Genomic DNA, 19,228 nt, shown 5'->3' on the forward strand with positions numbered 1-19,228 from the left:
CAAATTTGACTTTTTACGAGTCAGTCAAGGATGAGCTGTCCAGGGCCCTTTGCAGGGGACAGGATGGGGGGATGTCATGGCCATCGCGGTAGAGCTGCAGCAGGTCGAGAGAGCGGCCCGCCAGCTCTCTTCGGACCTGTCGCCTTGTTCCCTTGACCCGGGCGATGGCCATACGGTCATAATTGGTAGTCTGATGCCGCATCCAGGCAATGACTGCACTGCGCGCACGATCTGCGACAGGGATTCGCTCCGTCCGCGCCACGGTGCCGCTGCCAACCGGGGTTGCAAACTCGGTGACGACTCTGGCCAGTCGGGACGCAAGGCCGGCATACCGGCAGTGAAAACCGAGAAAGTCGAGGACTTCAATATAAAATTGCTCGACATACTCCTGGTGCTTTTTTTCCCGCCCATCCAGCTGCTGCTGACGTTTTTTGGCATACCCCGGGGCCGAGCGTTTTGCCTCCAGCTCCTCTCTGGCGGCCAGGATATGTTCCTCTTTTGCCCAGATTCCCTTGGAAATAAATCTCTTTTTGGCCTTTACCTGAACCAGCCACGTCGGCCCTTTTGCCTTGACCATCTTGGTAAGCGGGCCGTCGCCCGGCGCAAGCAGGGCCCAGTCCTCCGGAACAGCCAGCTGCTCCCCTGTCTCGCTCAGGACAATTCTTTCTGTTCTGCCTGGTTTGACCAGGCGATTTTGTTGCGGCATTCCTGTTCAGCCTCTCTGTACCGGAAACGATCCTGTCATATATTCTTTTCTATAGCTGCCAGGAGCTCACCCTCGGTATACGGTTTGGTGATATAATCGTCAGCCCCCTGTTTCTTTCCCCAGAATTTGTCACTGGCCTGATCCTTACTGCTGACAATGACGATATTTATTCCTTGTGTTTCGGGGTTGGATTTTAACTGGCGACACACCTGAAAACCGTTCTTATTCGGGAGAATGACATCGAGCAGAATTAAATCCGGCTTTTTCTCCAGCGCGGTGGATAGAACTTTATCACCTTCTGTTACAGCTACGGTTTCATAGCCGTTCTCACTGCAGATAGACTCGGCGATGCGCATGTCTGTCTGACTATCCTCTACGATCATAATTAATTTTGCTGCCATACTGTTTTCCTTTTTGGTGGGGAAATTGTCAAAACCTTCCTCTTGCCATATCCTGAGCGTTTTTTCATTATCTTTTCTGAGAGTTACACCAGTTTATTGACAGGGAAAGAAGATTTGTTTTAGCGAATAATTGCGTTCCTGTTGATTTTTCCACTGATTGCCGACGCAACTTCCGGCGACACACATTTTCAATCCTCTATAATTGCAGGGATTGGCCTATCCGGACAAAATCCGGCACAACACCGAGTTGACCGGGGGCAAGGGCATAGAGCCCCAGCACATTTTCGCCGTTTCGGGCCATCATCGGCGCCTGCAAAGTTTCTATACCTGTCGCAAGCTTTTGCAGAGTATATTTTTGTGGTATCTCGATGATGAACCTAACCAGTTCCTTCTTTTCGTTGACCGACCTGACAACAAGATATTTAGGCAGGTTGTTCCTCTTTCTGACCTCCAGCCCATAATAGTTTTCCAGATTAACCACCGGCAGCAGGTCATCCTGATATTTTGCGGTGACGAGGGCAGGTGATGAGGAAAACATCTCAACTTCTTTAAAAAGAAGTTCGAGTTGATTTTTACTCAAAACCCAGAAAATCTCCCATCCATGGAAATCGGTGCTGTTCGCTTTTATGGTGGCTATTTCGAGCTGTTTTTTCATAGTGTCATAAAGGGTTATTTGGCAAAGGATCCAGCAACCTGCAGGGTCGCATCAGACAAGATCGGATGAGGAGCCGTTACAGATAGCTTCCAGCAGCTGCACAAAGGTTTCCTCCTGGTACGGCTTGGTGAGATAGTGGTCAATCCCCAGTTCCCTGGCCTTTGCCTGGTGTTTTTCCGATGCCCGGGAGGTCAGCATTACAACGGGAATGTCTTTATATTCCTGTTGATTATTAACAGTTGATTTGAACTCATAGCCGTTCATTCGGGGCATTTCGATATCGAGGATGATCACGTCCGGCAAAAAACTCTCCAGTTTGGCCAGGGCGTCCAGGCCGTCAACCGCCTGCTGCTGCTGCCAGGATCGGCTCTCCACCAGTCGAGCCACACTGTGCCGCACACTAATGGAATCATCAACGATCAACACCTTGATCGGTGCAGTCGTCTTGTCCTGCAGTACCGGTGCATGATGCGGCATGGCATAATCGATCGGAACATCCACCAGCTCATGCAGATTGAGAATTGGAATGACCCCTCCGCTCCCGGTAAGGGTCACCCCGCTTATGCCTCGAACATGGGTCAGATGACTACCGAGATTTTTAACTATTATCTCCCGCTGTTCGACAACCGAATCGATGGTTACCGCATAAGGCTTGTCACCCTTCATAAACACAATTGCCAGCAGACCTTCGGGTGCAGCCGCCAGGGTGTCCATTTTCTGTTCCAGCTGCAGGTGGAAACCAAGATTTATTGCCGGGACATATCCATCGCCGAAGGGAACGGACAAGCCTCCTGTTTCATCAATTTCGCCCGGCGAGAAGTGTTTCACCTGCAGGATATCCTGCAGGGGGACGGCATACTCTCTACCGGCAACCGATACGACTGCCGCACGATTGACGGAGAGGGAAAAAGGAATCTGTATTTCAAAAACGACCCCCTGTCCCGGGGTATTGTGTATCTGGACGAAGCCGCGCAGATCCTGGATATTTCTTTTGACGACATCAAGCCCCACTCCACGCCCGGAGAGCGTGGTAATTTCCTGCCTGGTGGTAAAACTTGGGTGAAAGAGATATTCGAGCAATTCTTTTTCGTTTACGGTCTCGGCCTTGTCTATCAGACCTTCGCGAGTGAGCTTATCCCGGATAAGGGTATAATCAATACCACCCCCGTCATCGGCTATACGCAGGACAACATGCCTGCTTCGCTGCTCGGCATGCACCGAGATGGCTGCAGTTTCCGGCTTGCCGAGAGCTGCCCGAAGCTCAGGCGATTCGATGCCATGATCAACTGCATTGCGCAGAATATGCATGAGTGGATCGGTTATTCCAGCCCAGACGAACCTGTCCATGTACACATCTTCTCCGGTCACGGTGAGCGCCACCTTCTTGCCCAGTTTGGAAGACGCATCCCGGACGGTCCGGAAAAGAACCCGCGAAATTGACGACAGAGGGGTCATCCGGATGCGCATGAGCTTATCCTGCATCAGCCGCATGGTCAACTGCTGCTTGCCTGCCTGGCCACTGATGTCGCCTGCCACCGAAGTAAGCGTTGCATGGATGGAGTTTACGTCGACGGCGACCTCGTTGAGGGACCTGATTATCAGGTTCAACTGTGAATAGCGATCCAGTTCAATGGGGTCAAAATCGGCCAGCTCACTGTTGAGCGGACCATTGCCTTCACCATGCGCGCTGACAGGACTAAAACCGTACAGCGACTGCACTTCAAAGCCCGACTCCAGTTCCTGGGATTTTCTGCGCAGAGTATCTTTAACATTTTCCAATTCGACGAGGGTCTGGGTAAACTTCTCCAGCATTTTCTCCATGGCGCCGCGAGCCACAACCAGCTCCCCTTCGATACTCACCAGCTCATCCAGATCTTCAATTCTTACCCGCAGGGTCCCCAGGTCGCCGGGCAGGGTAGCGTTATTTTCTCCACTCGCCGGTTCTGCCGGTGGTACCGGGCCCATCTCCCCAAAAGACGCAGGGGCGATATCAGGTACCTGCTCACTCGCTGCAGTCCTCGCCTTTTCTCCTGCCGGCTGCGAACTCAACTGCGCAGAGGCACTGTTCTCTACCGCATCAGCCGTTGAGCAGGCAAGCATATACTGGTTGATCGTATCGACCAGGCTTTCCAGTCGCGGCGATTCCTGGGCCTGAGGCGATTGCGCCAGCGATTCGATAACATCGATACCAGAGGCAATAATCTGCACTTCCCGAGGGTGTATCGTGTCAGCCTCGTCATGCAGCCAATCGAGCAGATCCTCCAGGACGTGCGCTCCTCGGGCGAGCAGGCTGAGCCCGGTCATCGACGCCGCACCCTTTAAGGTATGTACCGCCCGCCGCATTGCACTGACAGAAGCCAGCAGTTCAGGTGTTGGGGAAATTGGCTGTTTGACCCGATTTTCGAGAAAGTTCAACGACTGGTTGATAACAATGAGATGTTCGTCGCACTCTTCGCGGAAGATCTCCATCAGGAGCAGCTGTTCTTCGTCCATCGACGCCATTGGTTCTTCCGCAATAGACGGGACCGGTTCTGCAAGCGGCGCTACCGCTTCCACGACCGGCGCAGAGACGTCAGGGACCGGGACAGAGGAATCGGTGACCAGGGCAGGCTCCGCAAGACCGCCAAGTTCTTCACCTTCTGCCATCTCTTCCACGGCAAAATCAGCAGCGTCAAACTCATCCAGAAAATCGGTTTGATCACCTGCAGCCGGATCATCGAAGAAATCGGACGTTTCCAGATCGAGGGCTGCCACAGGGTCGGTTTCTTTGGCGACAGACGGCACTTGCGCCTTTTGGCCAAGTACTGTCAGCAACGCCTCGAATCTCTGCAGCTGCTCTGTTACTTTGTGTACCGTGGCACTGTTTTCAGGATTCTCACGACTGAAGATGATTTCGAGAAACTGCAGAAAATCGAGGATCAATCCCGCCAGTTCAGGCTGGTGGCCAATGATACCGGAGTGTACTTTTTGCAGGAGCAGATGGAACTCCTGCATGAGCCGGCTCTGTTGCCGCATTCCTGCCGCCTGGACCGTGGCCGCAAGAATCGATACCGCACGAGCGAGTTTGCCGTAAACCAAGAGGTTGTGCGCTTTATTGTCTCCGTCTCCCGCGAGGCAGTTGGCAAGTTCCTGCAATAACGGAAAAATGGCGCGAACCTCAGGCAGATACTTGCGCAGCAACGCGGGAGCCTGGCCTTTCTGCCGGTTGTCGGCACTCTTTTCGGCGTCAATTTTTGTGAATAATGCGACGACCTGCTCATGAAAATCCTGCGGCACATCGTTATGGTTTTCGTTGCTGCAGGATTTTTTTAGCAGCGCAAATATTTGCTGCAGAGCTGTCAGCAGGCGATCGGCAATCGGCTGCCGACCTGCAATGCATTCATCCAGGGCTGATTCGACCACTCTGGCCCCCTGGCTCATGTCGGTCAACTGCACCTGCGATGCGGCCCCTTTGATGTTATGAAAAAGCCGGTGCAGTTTTTCTATGGCGTCTACAGCGCTGTTATCTGATGCAAGCTCGTCCAGGCATTGCGCAATCTCAGGAATATAGGATTCGACTTCCTGATAAAAGAGCTCAACGAGTTCGGCAGTGGAAAACTTTGCCATTATTGCGAATCCTCTCTATTGCTGTTCATTACTGCACCATTTTTACTCATTTTTTCACCCCCTGCGGTTATAATCAACCAGCCGCTGCAGAGTCAGCAGCATGGGGACGTTGAGAATATAGTAGAAACTCTCTTCAATCAGGAGACCGGCGGTGAAAAGCGTGGTATCGACCGCGTGTCTGTCGATCATCGCAAGGGGTTTTGTCTCCGACATGACCCGGCTCACCGTTCCGACAATTCGATCCAGGCGAATGCCTATTTTTCTTTTTTTGTACCGGAGCACGGCAAGTCGCCTGCCGGCACACCCGCTGTCTGAATATCTGATAAAAGTACCGAAATCGATAACGGAGACGATTTCACTCCGGATATTCACGATCCCCTGAATCCAGCCAGGAAGATGAGGCAGGACTGTAACAGTCGGCAAAGGACCGACTTCCGACAGATCATCAATAGCTATCGCCAGGTGCAGGGTCCCGATGCCCACCAGGATATAACGGCGCGGCTCTTCCCGATCGGCAGCGGCCTGCCGCGCTATTGCATCGGCTCGGTCCGTCACCTCGGCCAGTTGCGCATCAATATTTGCAATAAGATCTGGTAAAGCCAACATCCTTGACATGAATTCACTCTGCAAATGAAGAATTTTTTACCGGGTAGTTATATATAACTACCGATAACCGAGAGAAGTTTCTCCGGATTGAAAGGTTTGGTGAGATACGCCGACGACCCGGCTCTTATCCCTTTCTCACGGTCCATTGGACTATCTTTTGCAGTCAGCATGACAACAGGAATCTCTTTGAGTCCCAGGTCTTGCTGCAGCCTTGCCAGGATATCATAGCCGGTCATGTCCGGTAACATGGCATCCAGCAGAATCAAGTGCGGCCGTGCCTCCTCAATCATTCTCAGCGCCTGTTGACCATTAACCGCTTCCTGTACCAGATACCCTTTTCTTGACAACACCATGGCGATTACTTTTCTGGAAGTTGGACTGTCTTCGACAATCAGAACTGTTTTTTTCAGTTCGTTCTCCCGGGGCATTCCCCCTGTCGGCTCGGCCGCTGTCGGCGCCACCATAGCCGCCGGGGGGGCGGCAGGCGGTCTCGTGACCGCCGGTTGAACAACAGCGGGTTCCACCACGGTTTCAGCCTTTTCAAGAGCAGGCAGAGGGGGCCGGCTTGGCGGATGCTGAACCGATGATTCCAGATATCTGGCCAATACTGCCAGAAGTTTGGCCGGCTCAAACGGTTTCGTCAGATATTCATTCGAGCCGCCGCTTATTCCTTTCTGCCGATCAGCAGCACCGCTTTTACCGGTCAGCATGACCACGGGAACATCGGAGAATCTGCCGTTTTTTCGCATGACTGCCAGAATGTCATAGCCGGTCATGTCCGGCAGCATTACATCCAGAAGGACGAGATCGGGAACCATCCCCTCGATGGCCAGCAGGGCTTCGGTACCGCTTGCCGCTTCGATTATACGGTAACCTTTGCGATCAAGAACAGACGTTATCACTCTCCTGGCAGTTTTACTGTCTTCAACCACCAGCACGGTCCTGTCTGAACATTTTGGCTTGTTGTCGACTGCTGCAGCCGTCGGTACAGTCGCTTCTTTGCCAGGTGCCGTCCGCTGCGGTACGACCATCGCTGCTGCTGCCTGCTGCCGAACTTCAGGCGCCACGGGTTGCAGTAAAGCAGAGGTCCTGATGAAAAGAGGCTCCCGGGGCGCAATCTGCAGTGCTTGAGTAATAAGCTCGCTGGCTCGATCAAGGTTGCCAAGAGAATAAAATCCCAGGCAGAGACAATAAGCAATCCGCACATTGCGGGGATTTTTCTTAAATTCAGCATCATAAAGCGGCAAAATTTCCAGCAGGTCTGTGCTTGTCTGCTCCCGATCACCGCTGTTTTTTGAAATTCTCTGGAAGCCTCCGCAGGAAAAACACCGTTCTTCGCCGGCCTGCAGCAGGGACCAGCAGAAGATACAGCGCTTCACCGGTTCAGTTGAACCGGTTAACTGTGTTGCAATTTTCTTTGCTTCTCTTTGTACGGACAGATCGGAATTGCCCCACTGCCTGGCCTCGTTCAGTGCCTTTTTAATCGTATTCTCCTGAGTCATCAGCCGTGAATGCCACAGCCATGCCGGATAATAGAAGCGGTTGCTGCGCAAGACCTCAACCAGTTTCGCCCCCGCCTCCTTGCGCCTGAACTGAAAAAAGAGCTGAAGTGCGTGAGCAAACGTTCGGTCTTCATCGCATTGGCTCTCAGCCTGTGCAAGGCCAGGCAATCTGGCGAAAAAACGTTCAATCTGGCTGACAGTCACCGACACGTTTTTTTCAACCGGCCCGACAGATTGCACGCTATGAATATCGGCAGGGCCAATTGCAGCCAGGGTGAGCAAGGCCCCGTTGCCCTGCAATTTACCGCACTGGGCCCCAAGAACCTGCCCCTGTCGGACATGCAGCATGCCGGACCTGCTCTGGCTTTTTACTGCAACATCAAGATCTCCCTGGAGAAAACGGACAGATTTGAGGTAATCGACAGTATTTCGCTGTGTCGCCGTAGAAGAAGATGGTGAAGCGGTCATAACAGGTCCCTGGCTGGAGAAATAAAGAAAATCCCGAAATCATGGGCAGATGGTATCATGGGAAGTGAACACACCACTCTCATCGATTTTCACAACGACCACGCATTTATTGGGGTTACCGGTGGCGTTGAAACTCAATGTCCCTGTTGCACCGGCAAAGCCTCGGATATTGACCAGGGCATCTTTGACAAGCGTACGGTCGCGCACAAGATTGCCGGATAGTCCCCCGGTTTTTTTGATCGCCTCAAGCATTACCCGAAGAGCGTCCCAGGTCAGGGCCGCAGGGGCGTCTGGATTGTGTGCGTAGGCCTTCATATATGCATCGACGAATTCCTTATTCAGTCCTGTGGCGTTGCCCGGAGCATAATTCGCGGTAAAAAACAAACCATTACAATCGGCACCGCACTCCCCCATGAGATCTCCGCCGGCCCAGGAATTGCTCCCCATAATCGGCATGGTCAATCCCATTTTCTTAGCCTGCCGCACTATCAGAGGGACCTCATTATAATGCTGCGGCGTGAAGAGAAAATCCGCGCCGGAATTCTTGATGTGTTCGAGCTGTTTACTGAAATCAACATCGCCGGTCCGAAATTCTTCAAAGGCGACGACCGAACCGGCACCGTTGGCGGCCTCAAAGGCCTCCTTAAAAGTCTTTGCCATTCCGCGCGGATACGCACTGGTGATATCGTACAGCACTGCTGCCTTGGTGGCGTTGAATTCACTGGCGGCAAATTTAGTGATCGCCGGCCCCTGAATGGTAAAAACAAAGCAGCTGCGAAAAACATACGGACGGTCCAGGGTCGTGGCCGGTGATGTGGACCAGGGAGAAATCATGGGGGTTGAGAAGGCTTGAGCCATCTGCCCCATAGGAATCGCCTGCTGACTGCTCAGCCCGCCGACAATACCGAGCACGTTTTCCCGGCTGATCTGGCTGACCGTCAGACTCGACGCCTTCGTCGGATTGGATTCATTATCGCCATAGACAAGTTCGATCTTATATTTTTTGCCACCGACTTCAATCCCCCCGGCCGCATCAAGATCTTTTTTTACCAGTTCCACTGCATTCTTGGAGTTGTTGCCGACAAGCTCAAACATTCCGGTCAAAGGCAGGATCACGCCAATCCGGATAGTTCCATTATCGGCCAGGAGATTGTGCTGCCCGGCAACTGTTAAGACAAGGCTTAACAAGATTATACTGCTGACCTTCTTCATTCTTTTTCCTTTTTTAGCGGATGAAAAGTAAGGCTTCCCCGGCGATTAAGCCGGCTGCTGTTCTTCGATCTGGAAGACTTCCACCGCCGACCGCAGATCTCGAGCTGTTCTGATCAACAGGCTCATTGAGGTGGCCGTATCCTGAGAGGACAGCGAAGATTCCCGACTGACCTCCCCGACACCTTCCATTGTCCTGGAAATCGTCTCCGACATCTTCACCTGGCTTGTCGTGGCAGTGGTAATCGCCTCAATCAGCTCGGACAGCTGGCTGGCAACATTTTCAATCTCCTGCAGCTTGTTATGGGCTCCGTCTGCAAGTTTTGTCCCCTGGACGACCTTACCGATACTTTCATCTATTCGGTTGGTTACATCTTTGATCTCCATCTGGATACTCTTCACCAGAAGCTCAATCTGCTTGGTCGAGTTACTCGAACTGTCCGCGAGACGCTGAACCTCATCCGCGACCACGGCAAAACCATGGCCGGCGTCGCCGGCCATGGCAGCCTGGATGGATGCATTCAGAGCGAGAATGGAGGTCCTGTCGGCAATATCATCGATTATCTGAACGATGTTGCCGATTTCCAGCGAACTTTCACCAAGTCGTTTAATTGAACGCGCCGTCTCATTAATCTGTTCCCGGATCTCCACCATTGCCGTACTGGTTTCGCTAACTGCCAGGGCACCCTCCTGGGCATTTAATCTTGACGTTTTGGACACCGAGGCCGACTGAAGGGCATTATTGGCGACCTCCCGTATCGACTTGACCATCTCTTCAATGGCCTCAACCGCATCAGCGACGCCCTTTGCCTGTAGAATGGTCTTTTCGGCAAGCCCCATGGTCTGGGTGGCAACCTGTTCGGAGGTAATATCTACCGATTCCGTTGCGGCCTTGACCTTACTGATGATGTCGGTGAACTGGTCGGCCATGGCGTTGAAGGAGTCGGCAATCGCCCCCGTCATATCCTCGGTCACCTCAGCCCGCGCGGTAAAATCACCATCAGAGAGTGCACTGATATCCTCAAGAAGCCTCATGATTGAATCCTGGATGCTGTCTCTTTCTTCCTGGCTCTGAATAAGGGTGGTGATATTATCCAGCATTGCATTCAGGGTTGTTGCCATGACACCAAGTTCATCGTTACTCACCACCTCGGTACGGGCCTGATAATTGCCCATGCCGATTTCATCCAATAGTCCCATTATATGATTTACCTGAGTGGTTAAACCCCTGGACAGCCTGATCGCAATAAACACGCCGAGCAGGATGGAAACAATACCGACAACCAGGACAACTTTCATGACCAGGGAGGCGGAATGTTCCATAGCCGCCGTCGCCGCAGCCTCATTTTCCACCGCATAATCGAGAACCGATTTAATTGCCGGTTCGGCGCGCTTGGCAGCCTCCTGATAGCCGCTGATTCGGGCAGCAATTATGCTATCCGTGTTTGCTACTTCGACCAGCCATTTATCGAAATCGACCAATTGTTTCTTTAAGAGGTCTTTTGTTGCCGGAAGAGTAATCGACGCATCGATGAGCTTGTGCCACGCCGTTCTGCTCTCATTAACCCTGGCCAGGCTCTCTCTGTTCGGCGCGGCTAAATAATCTTGCAGACTGGCGTTCAGGCTGGAAAATGCTGTATTGACAGCAAGAGAATTAACAGTGGCCGCGGTGGTACCAAGAATCTCCAGACTCTGCCGTAATTTAACCAACTCACCAAATTCCTTATCCACCCGTTTTTCGAGAATGTCGACCGTGCCAACAAAGGCGGTGAGATATTCATTGATGGAATCCATGGCCTGCTGTACCGCGTCAAGATCCTGGGTCGCAGTAGCCAATTGCTGGATCTGATACAGGGTCTGATACGCATCCCCTCCGGCTTTGACAAAGGGATCGAGGTAGAGCTCTTTGGCCTTACGGATGCCTATTCGTTCCTGATTGAGCAGAAAATCTTTTTCGTACCCCTGCATTATCCGGAGGGTTTTATCTGTTTCCAGACTCAACCGGGCTATTTTTCCCTGTACCCGAACCAATTCGTTAATAGTTTTTTGCGCGTACGTCTGAGAGATGATTGTGATGGCGATTACCACAAGGGTAAGAGCGATAAGCATCATAAACGACCACAGAAGCCTGGTGCGAATCTTCCCACCTCCAACCTTCGTAAAAACAATATCGTCATACCCTTCAGACTCATTAAAAACAATATTATCGTATACTTCAGGTTCTTTATTCGTCTCGTCCATCACATCTCCATAATGATTATTACTGTCCTCGGTGGACATTTTCATTGCCCTCATGTCGCCGATTCTGATCCTGCGCAACCACACACCAGCTATTTATGGTTATTATTGAAAATAATGTATAGGCTATCGTAAATCGGACGGCTTTTGCAAATTTTTTTTAACCCCGCAAATTATCTTTTGGGGACCCGCAGTTCCGCTACCAGCTAACCTGTATTTGCTGGCTTGCTGTCAAACAATGTTCCAGCAATTTCAACGAATACCACCGGTCTTATCTCCCGCGCCTGCAGTGCCCATGCATCGAAGAGATCCAATAAATTTGCAAAATATTACGAGGAAAATGATTTCTTGACATATTTTGATCCATTGTGCGAAACTTATGCTACCGGGCTGGACGCCAGTTGCCTTGCAAAGAGGAATATTGCTCGATTTCAGATGGTTACGCCACCAGCAGGTAACGTCGAAAGGAAGGTAATACATGGTACTCACGCCACGGTCGATCGACCAGCACGCCGGACAAAAAGGCCGGCAGCAAAACACTTATGCGAGCGAGCCCAAGACAAATTTCTCAATAAAAACGAAACCCATGGAGCAAGCGTTACGTCTCTCGGATGGCAGGCGAAACGATCTGCTCGATTTTAGAGGAAAAAAGTATGATCCGGAAAATTCTCATCGTTAAATCAGACACATACTCAGCCTCTGCCCTCAAGGATTTACTTACCGCGCACCATAATGTATTCGACTGCACTCTGGTAGATAATCGCAAAGAAGCGACAACTGCTTTGCAGCAACAAGCTTATACGCAAGTTGTCACCGCTCTAAAGATTCCCCGTATCTCTGATGGGTATGTCCTGCTCTCGCAACTCGCTGACAAACATATCCAAAGCAACAATATCATTGTTATTGTTGATGAAAAAACTGACAGCGTCGTAGCCAGCATCAACTCAAGGGGGGTGGAGCACATTTTTCCGGCAAAGAACCTGGACGGGGTCGTAAAAATCCTGGTCGCAACAGCCGGAGCAGCCCCTTCCGGACATAAAAAAAATCAAGCAGACATTGCCGATGTCACCTATGACCTGGAAAAAGTTAAATCAGTGCTCAACTATGTCATGGGCCCTGTCGGCAACATGATCTTTGCAGATGTCATCGTCCGGTGGCACGACCACAACAACCTGAATGAGTTGCTGGAACTTATTAAAACCGAGATTAATGACCCTGAAAAAATTGCCCTTTTCCAAAGCCACCTCGACTGAAATTCTCGCGGTTAATGCAGTGCAATATTCTGCTTAAAACTATCGTAGCAACAGGTTTTATTGGCTGGGAAAACCGGGTCGAGCGCTTGCCCTTAATTCATAAAAATATTTTGTGATTACCACTAAATTTCAGCTGCATGGGGATATGAGGTGCCCTTTGCACGGGTGTTCCGCAGCCTGGATGGCTGCGGTCAAGCCCCCAGGGACGGGTTTATGGCGTCCCGTGAAAAGGGCTCCTCAATCCCTCTGGACCTTCTAAGCTGAACTTTAGTGGTAATCACAAAATAATTTGACATGCAAATATTTTAAAACCTATACTTTACGGAAGAACTTGAAATTAAAAGCTTAATGAAAAAAGCTTTTTGGGGACCACTTTAAGAAATTGAAAAGACATTTTACAGGAGTTTGTTTATGGAGGTTATTTGTGGAAAATGTGACAGAAAACATAATATCGACGAGAAACGTATTAAAGGTGCAGCAGTAAAATTTGCCTGTCTGCAATGCGGTCATACAATCAGTGTCAAAAAGAGCACGACCAGCAAATCTCCTTCGGCTTCTCCTGCACAAGGGGTTGCTTCCAGCACCAATAAAATCGTTGGCCGGGGAGCAGGCCTGTCGGTCAGAACCTATCTGCTATTGACCATGGCCGTAGGCTTTATAGTTCTAACCGGTACTTTCACCTTTCTCGCTTTACGCTATGTTCCCGATATCATAGGTAATCAGATAGAATTGAGAACTCAGGCCATCACCAGTGCCTTTAGTGGCGGAATTCAAAAACCGCTGCTGCTGCGCGATTATCTGCAGGTAAACAAGGAAGCCAAACGAACGAGCCAGTTGCCGGGGGTAGCCTATGCGGCGGTGGTGAACCAAAAAGGTATCGTTGTTGGTGGGTTTTTCAGTGATTTATCCAGGTTTGACAAGGACTTCGCCAATATCATCAAATTAAAAGGTTTTCCGGTAGATGTTCTTAATCAGAATAAGCTTGCTGCCGGCATGGAGAGAAAGAACGCCAGGATCACCATGGGAGGGCAGACTATTTTTGATGAGGTAACTCCTATTCCAGACACCGGTGGCCAGGTCCATGTGGGTATTTATGTTTCGGAAGTCGATGAGGCGATCCGCAAGGCGGTTTTTTCCCCCCTGACGCTCTCCCTTACGGTTGGTGTTCTGCTTTTTGGATTTGGTATTTTTGTCATGACAAGTCAGTCAATTACCAAACCGATGGAGAGCTTGACAGATGTGGTAAACCGCATCAGTCTCGGCGAGATGGACCTTGCCGTTCAACCAAGTGGACCTCGGGAAATGCGCGAACTCTGTTCCGCTTTTGACCGCATGCATCAATCCGTTAAATACATCATGAACAGACTTAATAAATAGGCTGCTTTTATGCAAAATAACTTTGAAACAATAATGAAACCTGCAAAAATTCGATGTATCGTGGCGATATTTTTATACATCCTGGTCTGCAGTCATTTTAGCCTTGCGACTGAATATAAGCTCTCCATGCTGCCTCGATATTCTACGGAAGAAATTAACAAAAGAATTATTCCCCTGGCAAAATACCTGACAAAACAGACAGGGATGCAGATCGAACCCACCCTGACTGCAAGTTTTGGTCAGTATTCAAAGCAACTTTCCTCGGGAAATATAAATATCGGATTCGAAAATCCCTATATTTATGTCATGGCGGCCGGTCAACATGAGGTCATTGCCATGGCGGTAAAAGGAGAAGATGGGGATAAAGGAGATGGTGGCGATAAATTTCGCGGGATAATTATCACCCGGGCAGACAGCTCTCTGCAGACTATTGAAGATTTAAAGGGTAAGAAGATTGCCATTGTCGGTTACACCAGCGCAGGTGGTTTTCTCTCCCAGAAATTAACCCTCGTGCAACACCAAATTGATCTGTCCAAAGAATGTACTATTGAAGAAGCTCCTGAAAATAAACAGGAAAATGTAATTCTCGCCGTGTATACAGGTGATGTTGACGCCGGTTTTATTCGGGAATCAGCCCTGAATCAGGTTGATGAGTTCGTACCACCGGGAGCAATTCGAATTCTGCAGTCTACCGAATGGCTGCCTAACTGGGCACTGTCAGTCAGCAGCAATATGCCGGTTGATGATAAGGCAAAGATAATTCAGGCGATCCGGGATCTCAAGCCAGGCGATCCGGTCTTGAAGGCTTTAAAAGTCAATGCCTTACGGCCTGCACAAGACAATGAGTACGACCCGGTACGAATCGCCGCAGGTCTTAAATAATGCTCCCGGCAGCCTGCAGGCTCATTGTCAAAAACAAATACAACATCTCTCTATATTACCATGAAAAAATCACTTTTTTGGGCACTGCTTCTACTCTGCCTCAGTATCCGCTCCGTGTCTGCGGAAAACTATAAATTCTCTATGCTACCCCGATATTTTCCGGAAAAACTCACTGCGATGACCTCTCCGCTGGTGGATTATCTCAGCCTGGAGACCGGCAATAAATTTGAGCTCATTCTGACGGATAACTTCGCCGATTATGAGAATCAGGTCCGAAAAGGCAATTTTGCGATTAGCTACGAAAATCCTTTAGTTTATGTAAATGTAGCAGCCACCCATGAGGTTATTGCCACAGCCCTGAAAGGCAAAGGCAAGGATAAGTTCCGGGGAATCATCATAGCCAGACCCGATTCCGGCATCACAAACTTTTCCGACCTGAAGGGCAAAAAAGTCATGATCGTCAGCGCAACCTCGGCCGGCGGATTTTTATCTCAAAAACTGAGTTTTCAAAAATTGGGACTTGACGTAAATCGAGACTGCGATCTGGTGGAGGCAACCGCTAATCGACAGGAAAACGTAATCATTGCCGTCAGTATCGGCGAAGTTGACGCTGGTTTTATCCGCGAATCCGCCCTTCATCAAGCAGATGAGTTCATCACTCCGGGTTCAGTGAAAATAATTGCCGAGACGGCCTGGCTGCCGAACTGGGCTGTATCCGTCAACAGGAACTTACCGACAGAACACAAAGAAGCTCTGCGTACGGCCCTTCTCAAACTGAACAAGGAGGACAGGGTGATGCAGGCCATGGAGCTGGATGGTTTCAAACCGGCCAAAGATTCAGATTATGATGTAATACGCCAGGTGATCAACTAGTCATTCTAAAAACCAATCTTATACTCAAAAGAGGATGTTCAGAATACTGAACATCCTCTTGTTGATTACAGCTCTCTTATCAGTAAGGAACCGCGATTTTCCGGTTGGTAGATTTTTTCAATTACCGCACATTCGGTTAGCCGCGCATCGCCAGGATCTTCTTTTTAATATCGGCGACCGCAAGCCCCTGATGCGGCAGCTGCTCGACTATCCCGCCATGACCAATCTTACTGGTTCCCATGCATGAATATTTTGGTGCAAGCCCTCTTTCCAAAAGCCAGGTGCCATAACGCACCCCGAGTCCGGTCTTGGTATTCTGACTCTCCACCACCAGAACAAAAGGACTGCGGCCTGCTTTTACGATCATCTCTTCGTCAATAACATTCAAGGTCGATTTATTTATCAAACCAACGTTCAATCCCTGCTCCCTTAATTGAAGCACCGCATCAAGACATCGGTAGGTCATCTCCCCGTAACTGACAATGCAGCCGTCATTGCCTTCACGGATTATCTCGTCTTTACCCGGCTGGAAATTATAGCCATCGCCAAACAGCACTTTGCCCTGATCGTCCAGCAGCGTGGGTGTTGCCGAACGAGTGGAAAAAACAAACCGCAGCCCCTGATCATAAAATATCTTCTTCAGCATGGCCCGGAGCTGCAGGACATCTGCCGGAAAATAAAGCCGGGTCAGGTCATTTTCGGCGACCGCATTATCGGCAAAGAAGTTATTAATGCCGAAATGACAGGTGTTATCCGCCATATCGTCGATGCCGGAATGGGAAAAATGGGCAAGAACATTGGCATTGTTGAGACGGGCCATGGTAATTTCCGAGACAACCATTTCGAGAAAAGCGGCAAAGGTGCCGAAAATTCCCTGGCGCCCGGCTTCGGAACCAAAACCGGCGGCAACGGAATAATTATTGCGTTCCATGATACCGCCGTGCACATACACCTCGGGATGGTTTTTACGGATATGATGCAAGCCGCAGGATCCCTCGAGATCTGAGTCAACGACCAGAACTTTGTCGGCCGTGCTCTCCATGGTATCAAGAATTTCACACACAACTTTGCCAAAATCATCGCGAACTTTGCCCATTTCCGGAGTACTGCCCAGATAGGTGACTTTCTCTTTGGTAACAGGAAAATTCTGGAGCACGTCAACGGCCTTGGTCAGACCCTTTTTATTAAGGTAGTCAACCGCCAGCTTCACCGCAATGACATCATGCCCCTTGGGCGACCCTTCGATACCGGCAACGCCTACCGCCATGAGTCGTTTATTGATCAGGGCGACAGGACCATCGGCAACCAGCGCCTGCTGAATGCGCGCATACAGTGCGTCAACGTCTTCGCCGTCGCCGACATTGGTCGGTAGCCCATGACCCTGCAGGGTTTTGGCCACATCATAGCCCTGCATATAGGTGCCTGGATGACCGGCAATAGTAACATTGTTATCATCAACCAGAATTTTCACCTTCAGGTTTCTGGCCACCGCATAGCGGGCTGCCTCCGCATCGTCGCCCTCCATCTGCGAACCGTCGCTGCCGAACATGACCACAGTTTTGCGGGGATGAGCTTCGGCAACACCGTTGACATAACTCCATAAATGACCAAGCCTGCCCGACGAGAAAAATATGCCGTTTTTTTCATCGCGCTCGGGATGACCGTAATATCCCTTATCATACTCCCGATAATGCAGAAGAGATTCCGGCTTCTGATATCCGTTCAGCACCGCCATCATATACTGGATAGCCACCCGGTGCCCTGCTTCATCAAAATAGACCGGATGTATGGTATCTGATCCTTTCATAAAGCCATCGACAATCAACAGCTCCGGCACGATATCAAATGCCCCGCCGGTATGTCCGCCAAGCCCTTTGACATTAGCAAGAGCGGTAAAAAACACCAGGCTGTCACGAACTATCTGGATATTGTTGAGCAGCACCTGACGCTGTGCATCTGTCAGGCGAGTCTGTTGCAGATCATATTTCTGGGCGACATATTCACTTAAATTTATCGGAAAATCCATTGATTCCTCCAGTTGGCTCTTCACCGAGCCTTTCATATAATGAAATACTTAATTTTAAATTTTCGACACAGAGGCCTGCCAACACAAGACCTCCATCAGGAAGACTGCTCCCTTTCCGCAGGCAGAATCACGTTGAGCAGCAGCCCCAATACCCCGGCCAGACCAATTTTTTCGATGGCAAAAGAACCGGCACTGAATTTCATTCCGCCGATACCGCACACCAGAATCACCGCGACGATGATCAGGTTTCTGGGGCTCATCAGGTCCTGGCCGGATTTGACCAGGGTGTTGATGCCGACTACGGTAATCATGCCAAAGAGCAGGATCATAATGCCACCCATGACCGGAGAAGGAATAGTTGCCAGCAGCGCACCGATTTTACCGACAAAAGAAAGAACAATCGCCGTAAGCGCAGCCCAGGTCATAATTGCCGGGTTGTAGGCCTTGGTCAGCGCCACAGCGCCACTCACTTCCGAATATGTTGTGTTCGGAGGTCCGCCCAGCATCGAGGCTATAGATGTGGCGATCCCGTCGCCGAGCATAGTATTTTGAATTCCCGGATCGTCGACATAATCCTTGCCGGTAATCGAACCGATCGCCAGCACGTCGCCGAAATGTTCAATAGCCGGGGCAATAGCCACCGGCACGATGAACAGGACCGCCTCCCACTTCCATTCGGGAAACACAAAGGCGGGCATGGCAAACCATGCTTTTTCAACAACCGGTGCAAAGGAAATCAAAACCGGTGCGGTCCAGTTCTTGAGGCTGGCAGGATCAAAGGAGCCCTGCACCAGCTGGGTGTATCCGGAGAGATCAAGGACAAAGGCAGTCATGTATCCGGCACAGATACCGCACAGAATCGGCAGCAGCCGCAGCCAGCCCTTGCCAAGAAGGGCGACAAGCGCCGTGGTCACCAGGGAAACCCCGGCGATAATCATCGCCGTTTTTTCTGGTACCAGCCATGCCGACCCATCGCCTGTCCGGCCCATGGCCATATGCACGGCAACCGGAGCCAGCACCAGGCCGATGACCATGATGACAGGTCCGGTGACCACTGCCGGAAGATATTTATGCAATATTCCGGCGCCAAAATAGCGAATGGCAAAACTCATCAACACATACAGCAGCCCCGCTGCCGCCAGGCCACAGAGGGTTGCCGGAATGCCCCAGGTCTGTACCCCGTAAATTATCGGGGCGATAAAGGCAAAAGAGGAGGCAAGAAAAACAGGCACCTTCCCTTTGGTGATAACTTGGAAAACAAGCGTTCCGATACCGGCGGTAAAGAGCGCCACATTAGGGTCAAGACCTGTTAAAATGGGGACCAGGACTAGTGCTCCAAAGGCGACAAACAGCATCTGTGCGCCGAGAAGACTGTCGCACAGGCGGAAGCGATAGGATGAATCTGGTGAATCTTCGGGCATTACAA

Annotated in this window: 14 protein-coding genes; 4 read left to right on the forward strand and 10 right to left on the reverse strand. The window is 50.6% G+C overall.

What is annotated here, in order from left to right; translation table 11 throughout:
• Positions 1-13 precede the first annotated feature (13 nt).
• The 8 genes from FCL47_RS15525 to FCL47_RS15560 all read right to left on the reverse strand — a co-directional run bounded on the left by FCL47_RS15525 (position 14) and on the right by FCL47_RS15560 (position 11,439).
• The gene (locus FCL47_RS15525; RefSeq protein ID WP_136814442.1) at positions 14-706 is read right to left on the reverse strand and encodes a DUF2293 domain-containing protein; all 693 of its coding nucleotides are present in this window, start codon (positions 704-706) and stop codon (positions 14-16) included.
• Positions 707-741: 35 nt separating this feature from the next.
• Entirely contained in the window at positions 742-1,107 is a 366-nt protein-coding gene (locus FCL47_RS15530; protein WP_136814443.1) for a PleD family two-component system response regulator, read from the reverse strand.
• A gap of 196 nt (positions 1,108-1,303) precedes the next feature.
• Positions 1,304-1,762: a hypothetical protein gene (locus FCL47_RS15535; protein ID WP_136814444.1), complete on the reverse strand. Its 459-nt coding sequence runs from the start codon at positions 1,760-1,762 to the stop codon at positions 1,304-1,306.
• Positions 1,763-1,813: 51 nt separating this feature from the next.
• Positions 1,814-5,368, reverse strand: a complete 3,555-nt coding sequence (locus FCL47_RS15540; protein WP_136814445.1) for a response regulator — start codon at positions 5,366-5,368, stop codon at positions 1,814-1,816.
• A 54-nt stretch (positions 5,369-5,422) separates the two neighbouring features.
• A complete protein-coding gene (locus FCL47_RS15545; RefSeq protein WP_136814446.1) occupies positions 5,423-5,983 on the reverse strand; it encodes a chemotaxis protein CheW in 561 nt (186 codons plus the stop codon).
• Positions 5,984-6,021: 38 nt separating this feature from the next.
• The gene (locus FCL47_RS15550) at positions 6,022-7,944 is read right to left on the reverse strand and encodes a response regulator (RefSeq protein ID WP_136814447.1); all 1,923 of its coding nucleotides are present in this window, start codon (positions 7,942-7,944) and stop codon (positions 6,022-6,024) included.
• A 39-nt stretch (positions 7,945-7,983) separates the two neighbouring features.
• Entirely contained in the window at positions 7,984-9,156 is a 1,173-nt protein-coding gene (locus FCL47_RS15555; protein WP_136814448.1) for an ABC transporter substrate-binding protein, read from the reverse strand.
• Between the two features lie 45 nt (positions 9,157-9,201).
• Entirely contained in the window at positions 9,202-11,439 is a 2,238-nt protein-coding gene (locus tag FCL47_RS15560) for a methyl-accepting chemotaxis protein (RefSeq protein ID WP_167496514.1), read from the reverse strand.
• Positions 11,440-12,044: 605 nt separating this feature from the next.
• On the opposite strand from FCL47_RS15560, the gene FCL47_RS15565 reads away from it, so the two are divergent.
• From FCL47_RS15565 to FCL47_RS15580, 4 genes are all read left to right on the forward strand, one after another.
• Positions 12,045-12,644 carry a hypothetical protein gene (locus FCL47_RS15565; protein ID WP_167496515.1) on the forward strand — a complete coding sequence of 200 codons (600 nt, stop codon included), beginning with the start codon at positions 12,045-12,047 and terminating at the stop codon, positions 12,642-12,644.
• A gap of 411 nt (positions 12,645-13,055) precedes the next feature.
• Complete coding sequence (locus tag FCL47_RS15570; RefSeq protein ID WP_136814451.1) at positions 13,056-14,021, forward strand: HAMP domain-containing protein; 966 nt, start codon at positions 13,056-13,058, stop codon at positions 14,019-14,021.
• Between the two features lie 33 nt (positions 14,022-14,054).
• Positions 14,055-14,903: a phosphate/phosphite/phosphonate ABC transporter substrate-binding protein gene (locus FCL47_RS15575; RefSeq protein ID WP_167496516.1), complete on the forward strand. Its 849-nt coding sequence runs from the start codon at positions 14,055-14,057 to the stop codon at positions 14,901-14,903.
• A gap of 141 nt (positions 14,904-15,044) precedes the next feature.
• Positions 15,045-15,776 (forward strand): phosphate/phosphite/phosphonate ABC transporter substrate-binding protein, encoded by a 732-nt coding sequence (locus tag FCL47_RS15580; RefSeq protein WP_167496517.1) that lies wholly within the window; start codon positions 15,045-15,047, stop codon positions 15,774-15,776.
• 136 nt (positions 15,777-15,912) lie between these two features.
• On the opposite strand, the gene FCL47_RS15585 is transcribed toward FCL47_RS15580, so the two are convergent.
• A complete protein-coding gene (locus FCL47_RS15585) occupies positions 15,913-17,802 on the reverse strand; it encodes a transketolase C-terminal domain-containing protein (protein WP_136814454.1) in 1,890 nt (629 codons plus the stop codon).
• A gap of 95 nt (positions 17,803-17,897) precedes the next feature.
• Positions 17,898-19,223, reverse strand: a complete 1,326-nt coding sequence (locus FCL47_RS15590; RefSeq protein WP_136814455.1) for a uracil-xanthine permease family protein — start codon at positions 19,221-19,223, stop codon at positions 17,898-17,900.
• Positions 19,224-19,228 lie beyond the last annotated feature (5 nt).

This window comes from Desulfopila sp. IMCC35006 (assembly GCF_005116645.1).
In the GTDB taxonomy this organism is placed as follows: domain Bacteria; phylum Desulfobacterota; class Desulfobulbia; order Desulfobulbales; family Desulfocapsaceae; genus Desulforhopalus_A.

Excerpts from the sequence above, each read along its gene's own strand:
- FCL47_RS15525 (WP_136814442.1), bottom strand. The coding sequence starts at position 706 with ATGCCGCAACAAAATCGCCTGGTCAAACCAGGCAGAACAGAAAGAATT.
- FCL47_RS15530 (WP_136814443.1), bottom strand. The coding sequence starts at position 1,107 with ATGGCAGCAAAATTAATTATGATCGTAGAGGATAGTCAGACAGACATG.
- FCL47_RS15535 (WP_136814444.1), bottom strand. The coding sequence starts at position 1,762 with ATGAAAAAACAGCTCGAAATAGCCACCATAAAAGCGAACAGCACCGAT.
- FCL47_RS15540 (WP_136814445.1), bottom strand. The coding sequence starts at position 5,368 with ATGGCAAAGTTTTCCACTGCCGAACTCGTTGAGCTCTTTTATCAGGAA.
- FCL47_RS15545 (WP_136814446.1), bottom strand. The coding sequence starts at position 5,983 with ATGTCAAGGATGTTGGCTTTACCAGATCTTATTGCAAATATTGATGCG.
- FCL47_RS15550 (WP_136814447.1), bottom strand. The coding sequence starts at position 7,944 with ATGACCGCTTCACCATCTTCTTCTACGGCGACACAGCGAAATACTGTC.
- FCL47_RS15555 (WP_136814448.1), bottom strand. The coding sequence starts at position 9,156 with ATGAAGAAGGTCAGCAGTATAATCTTGTTAAGCCTTGTCTTAACAGTT.
- FCL47_RS15560 (WP_167496514.1), bottom strand. The coding sequence starts at position 11,439 with ATGAAAATGTCCACCGAGGACAGTAATAATCATTATGGAGATGTGATG.
- FCL47_RS15565 (WP_167496515.1), top strand. The coding sequence starts at position 12,045 with ATGATCCGGAAAATTCTCATCGTTAAATCAGACACATACTCAGCCTCT.
- FCL47_RS15570 (WP_136814451.1), top strand. The coding sequence starts at position 13,056 with ATGGAGGTTATTTGTGGAAAATGTGACAGAAAACATAATATCGACGAG.
- FCL47_RS15575 (WP_167496516.1), top strand. The coding sequence starts at position 14,055 with ATGAAACCTGCAAAAATTCGATGTATCGTGGCGATATTTTTATACATC.
- FCL47_RS15580 (WP_167496517.1), top strand. The coding sequence starts at position 15,045 with ATGCTACCCCGATATTTTCCGGAAAAACTCACTGCGATGACCTCTCCG.
- FCL47_RS15585 (WP_136814454.1), bottom strand. The coding sequence starts at position 17,802 with ATGGATTTTCCGATAAATTTAAGTGAATATGTCGCCCAGAAATATGAT.
- FCL47_RS15590 (WP_136814455.1), bottom strand. The coding sequence starts at position 19,223 with ATGCCCGAAGATTCACCAGATTCATCCTATCGCTTCCGCCTGTGCGAC.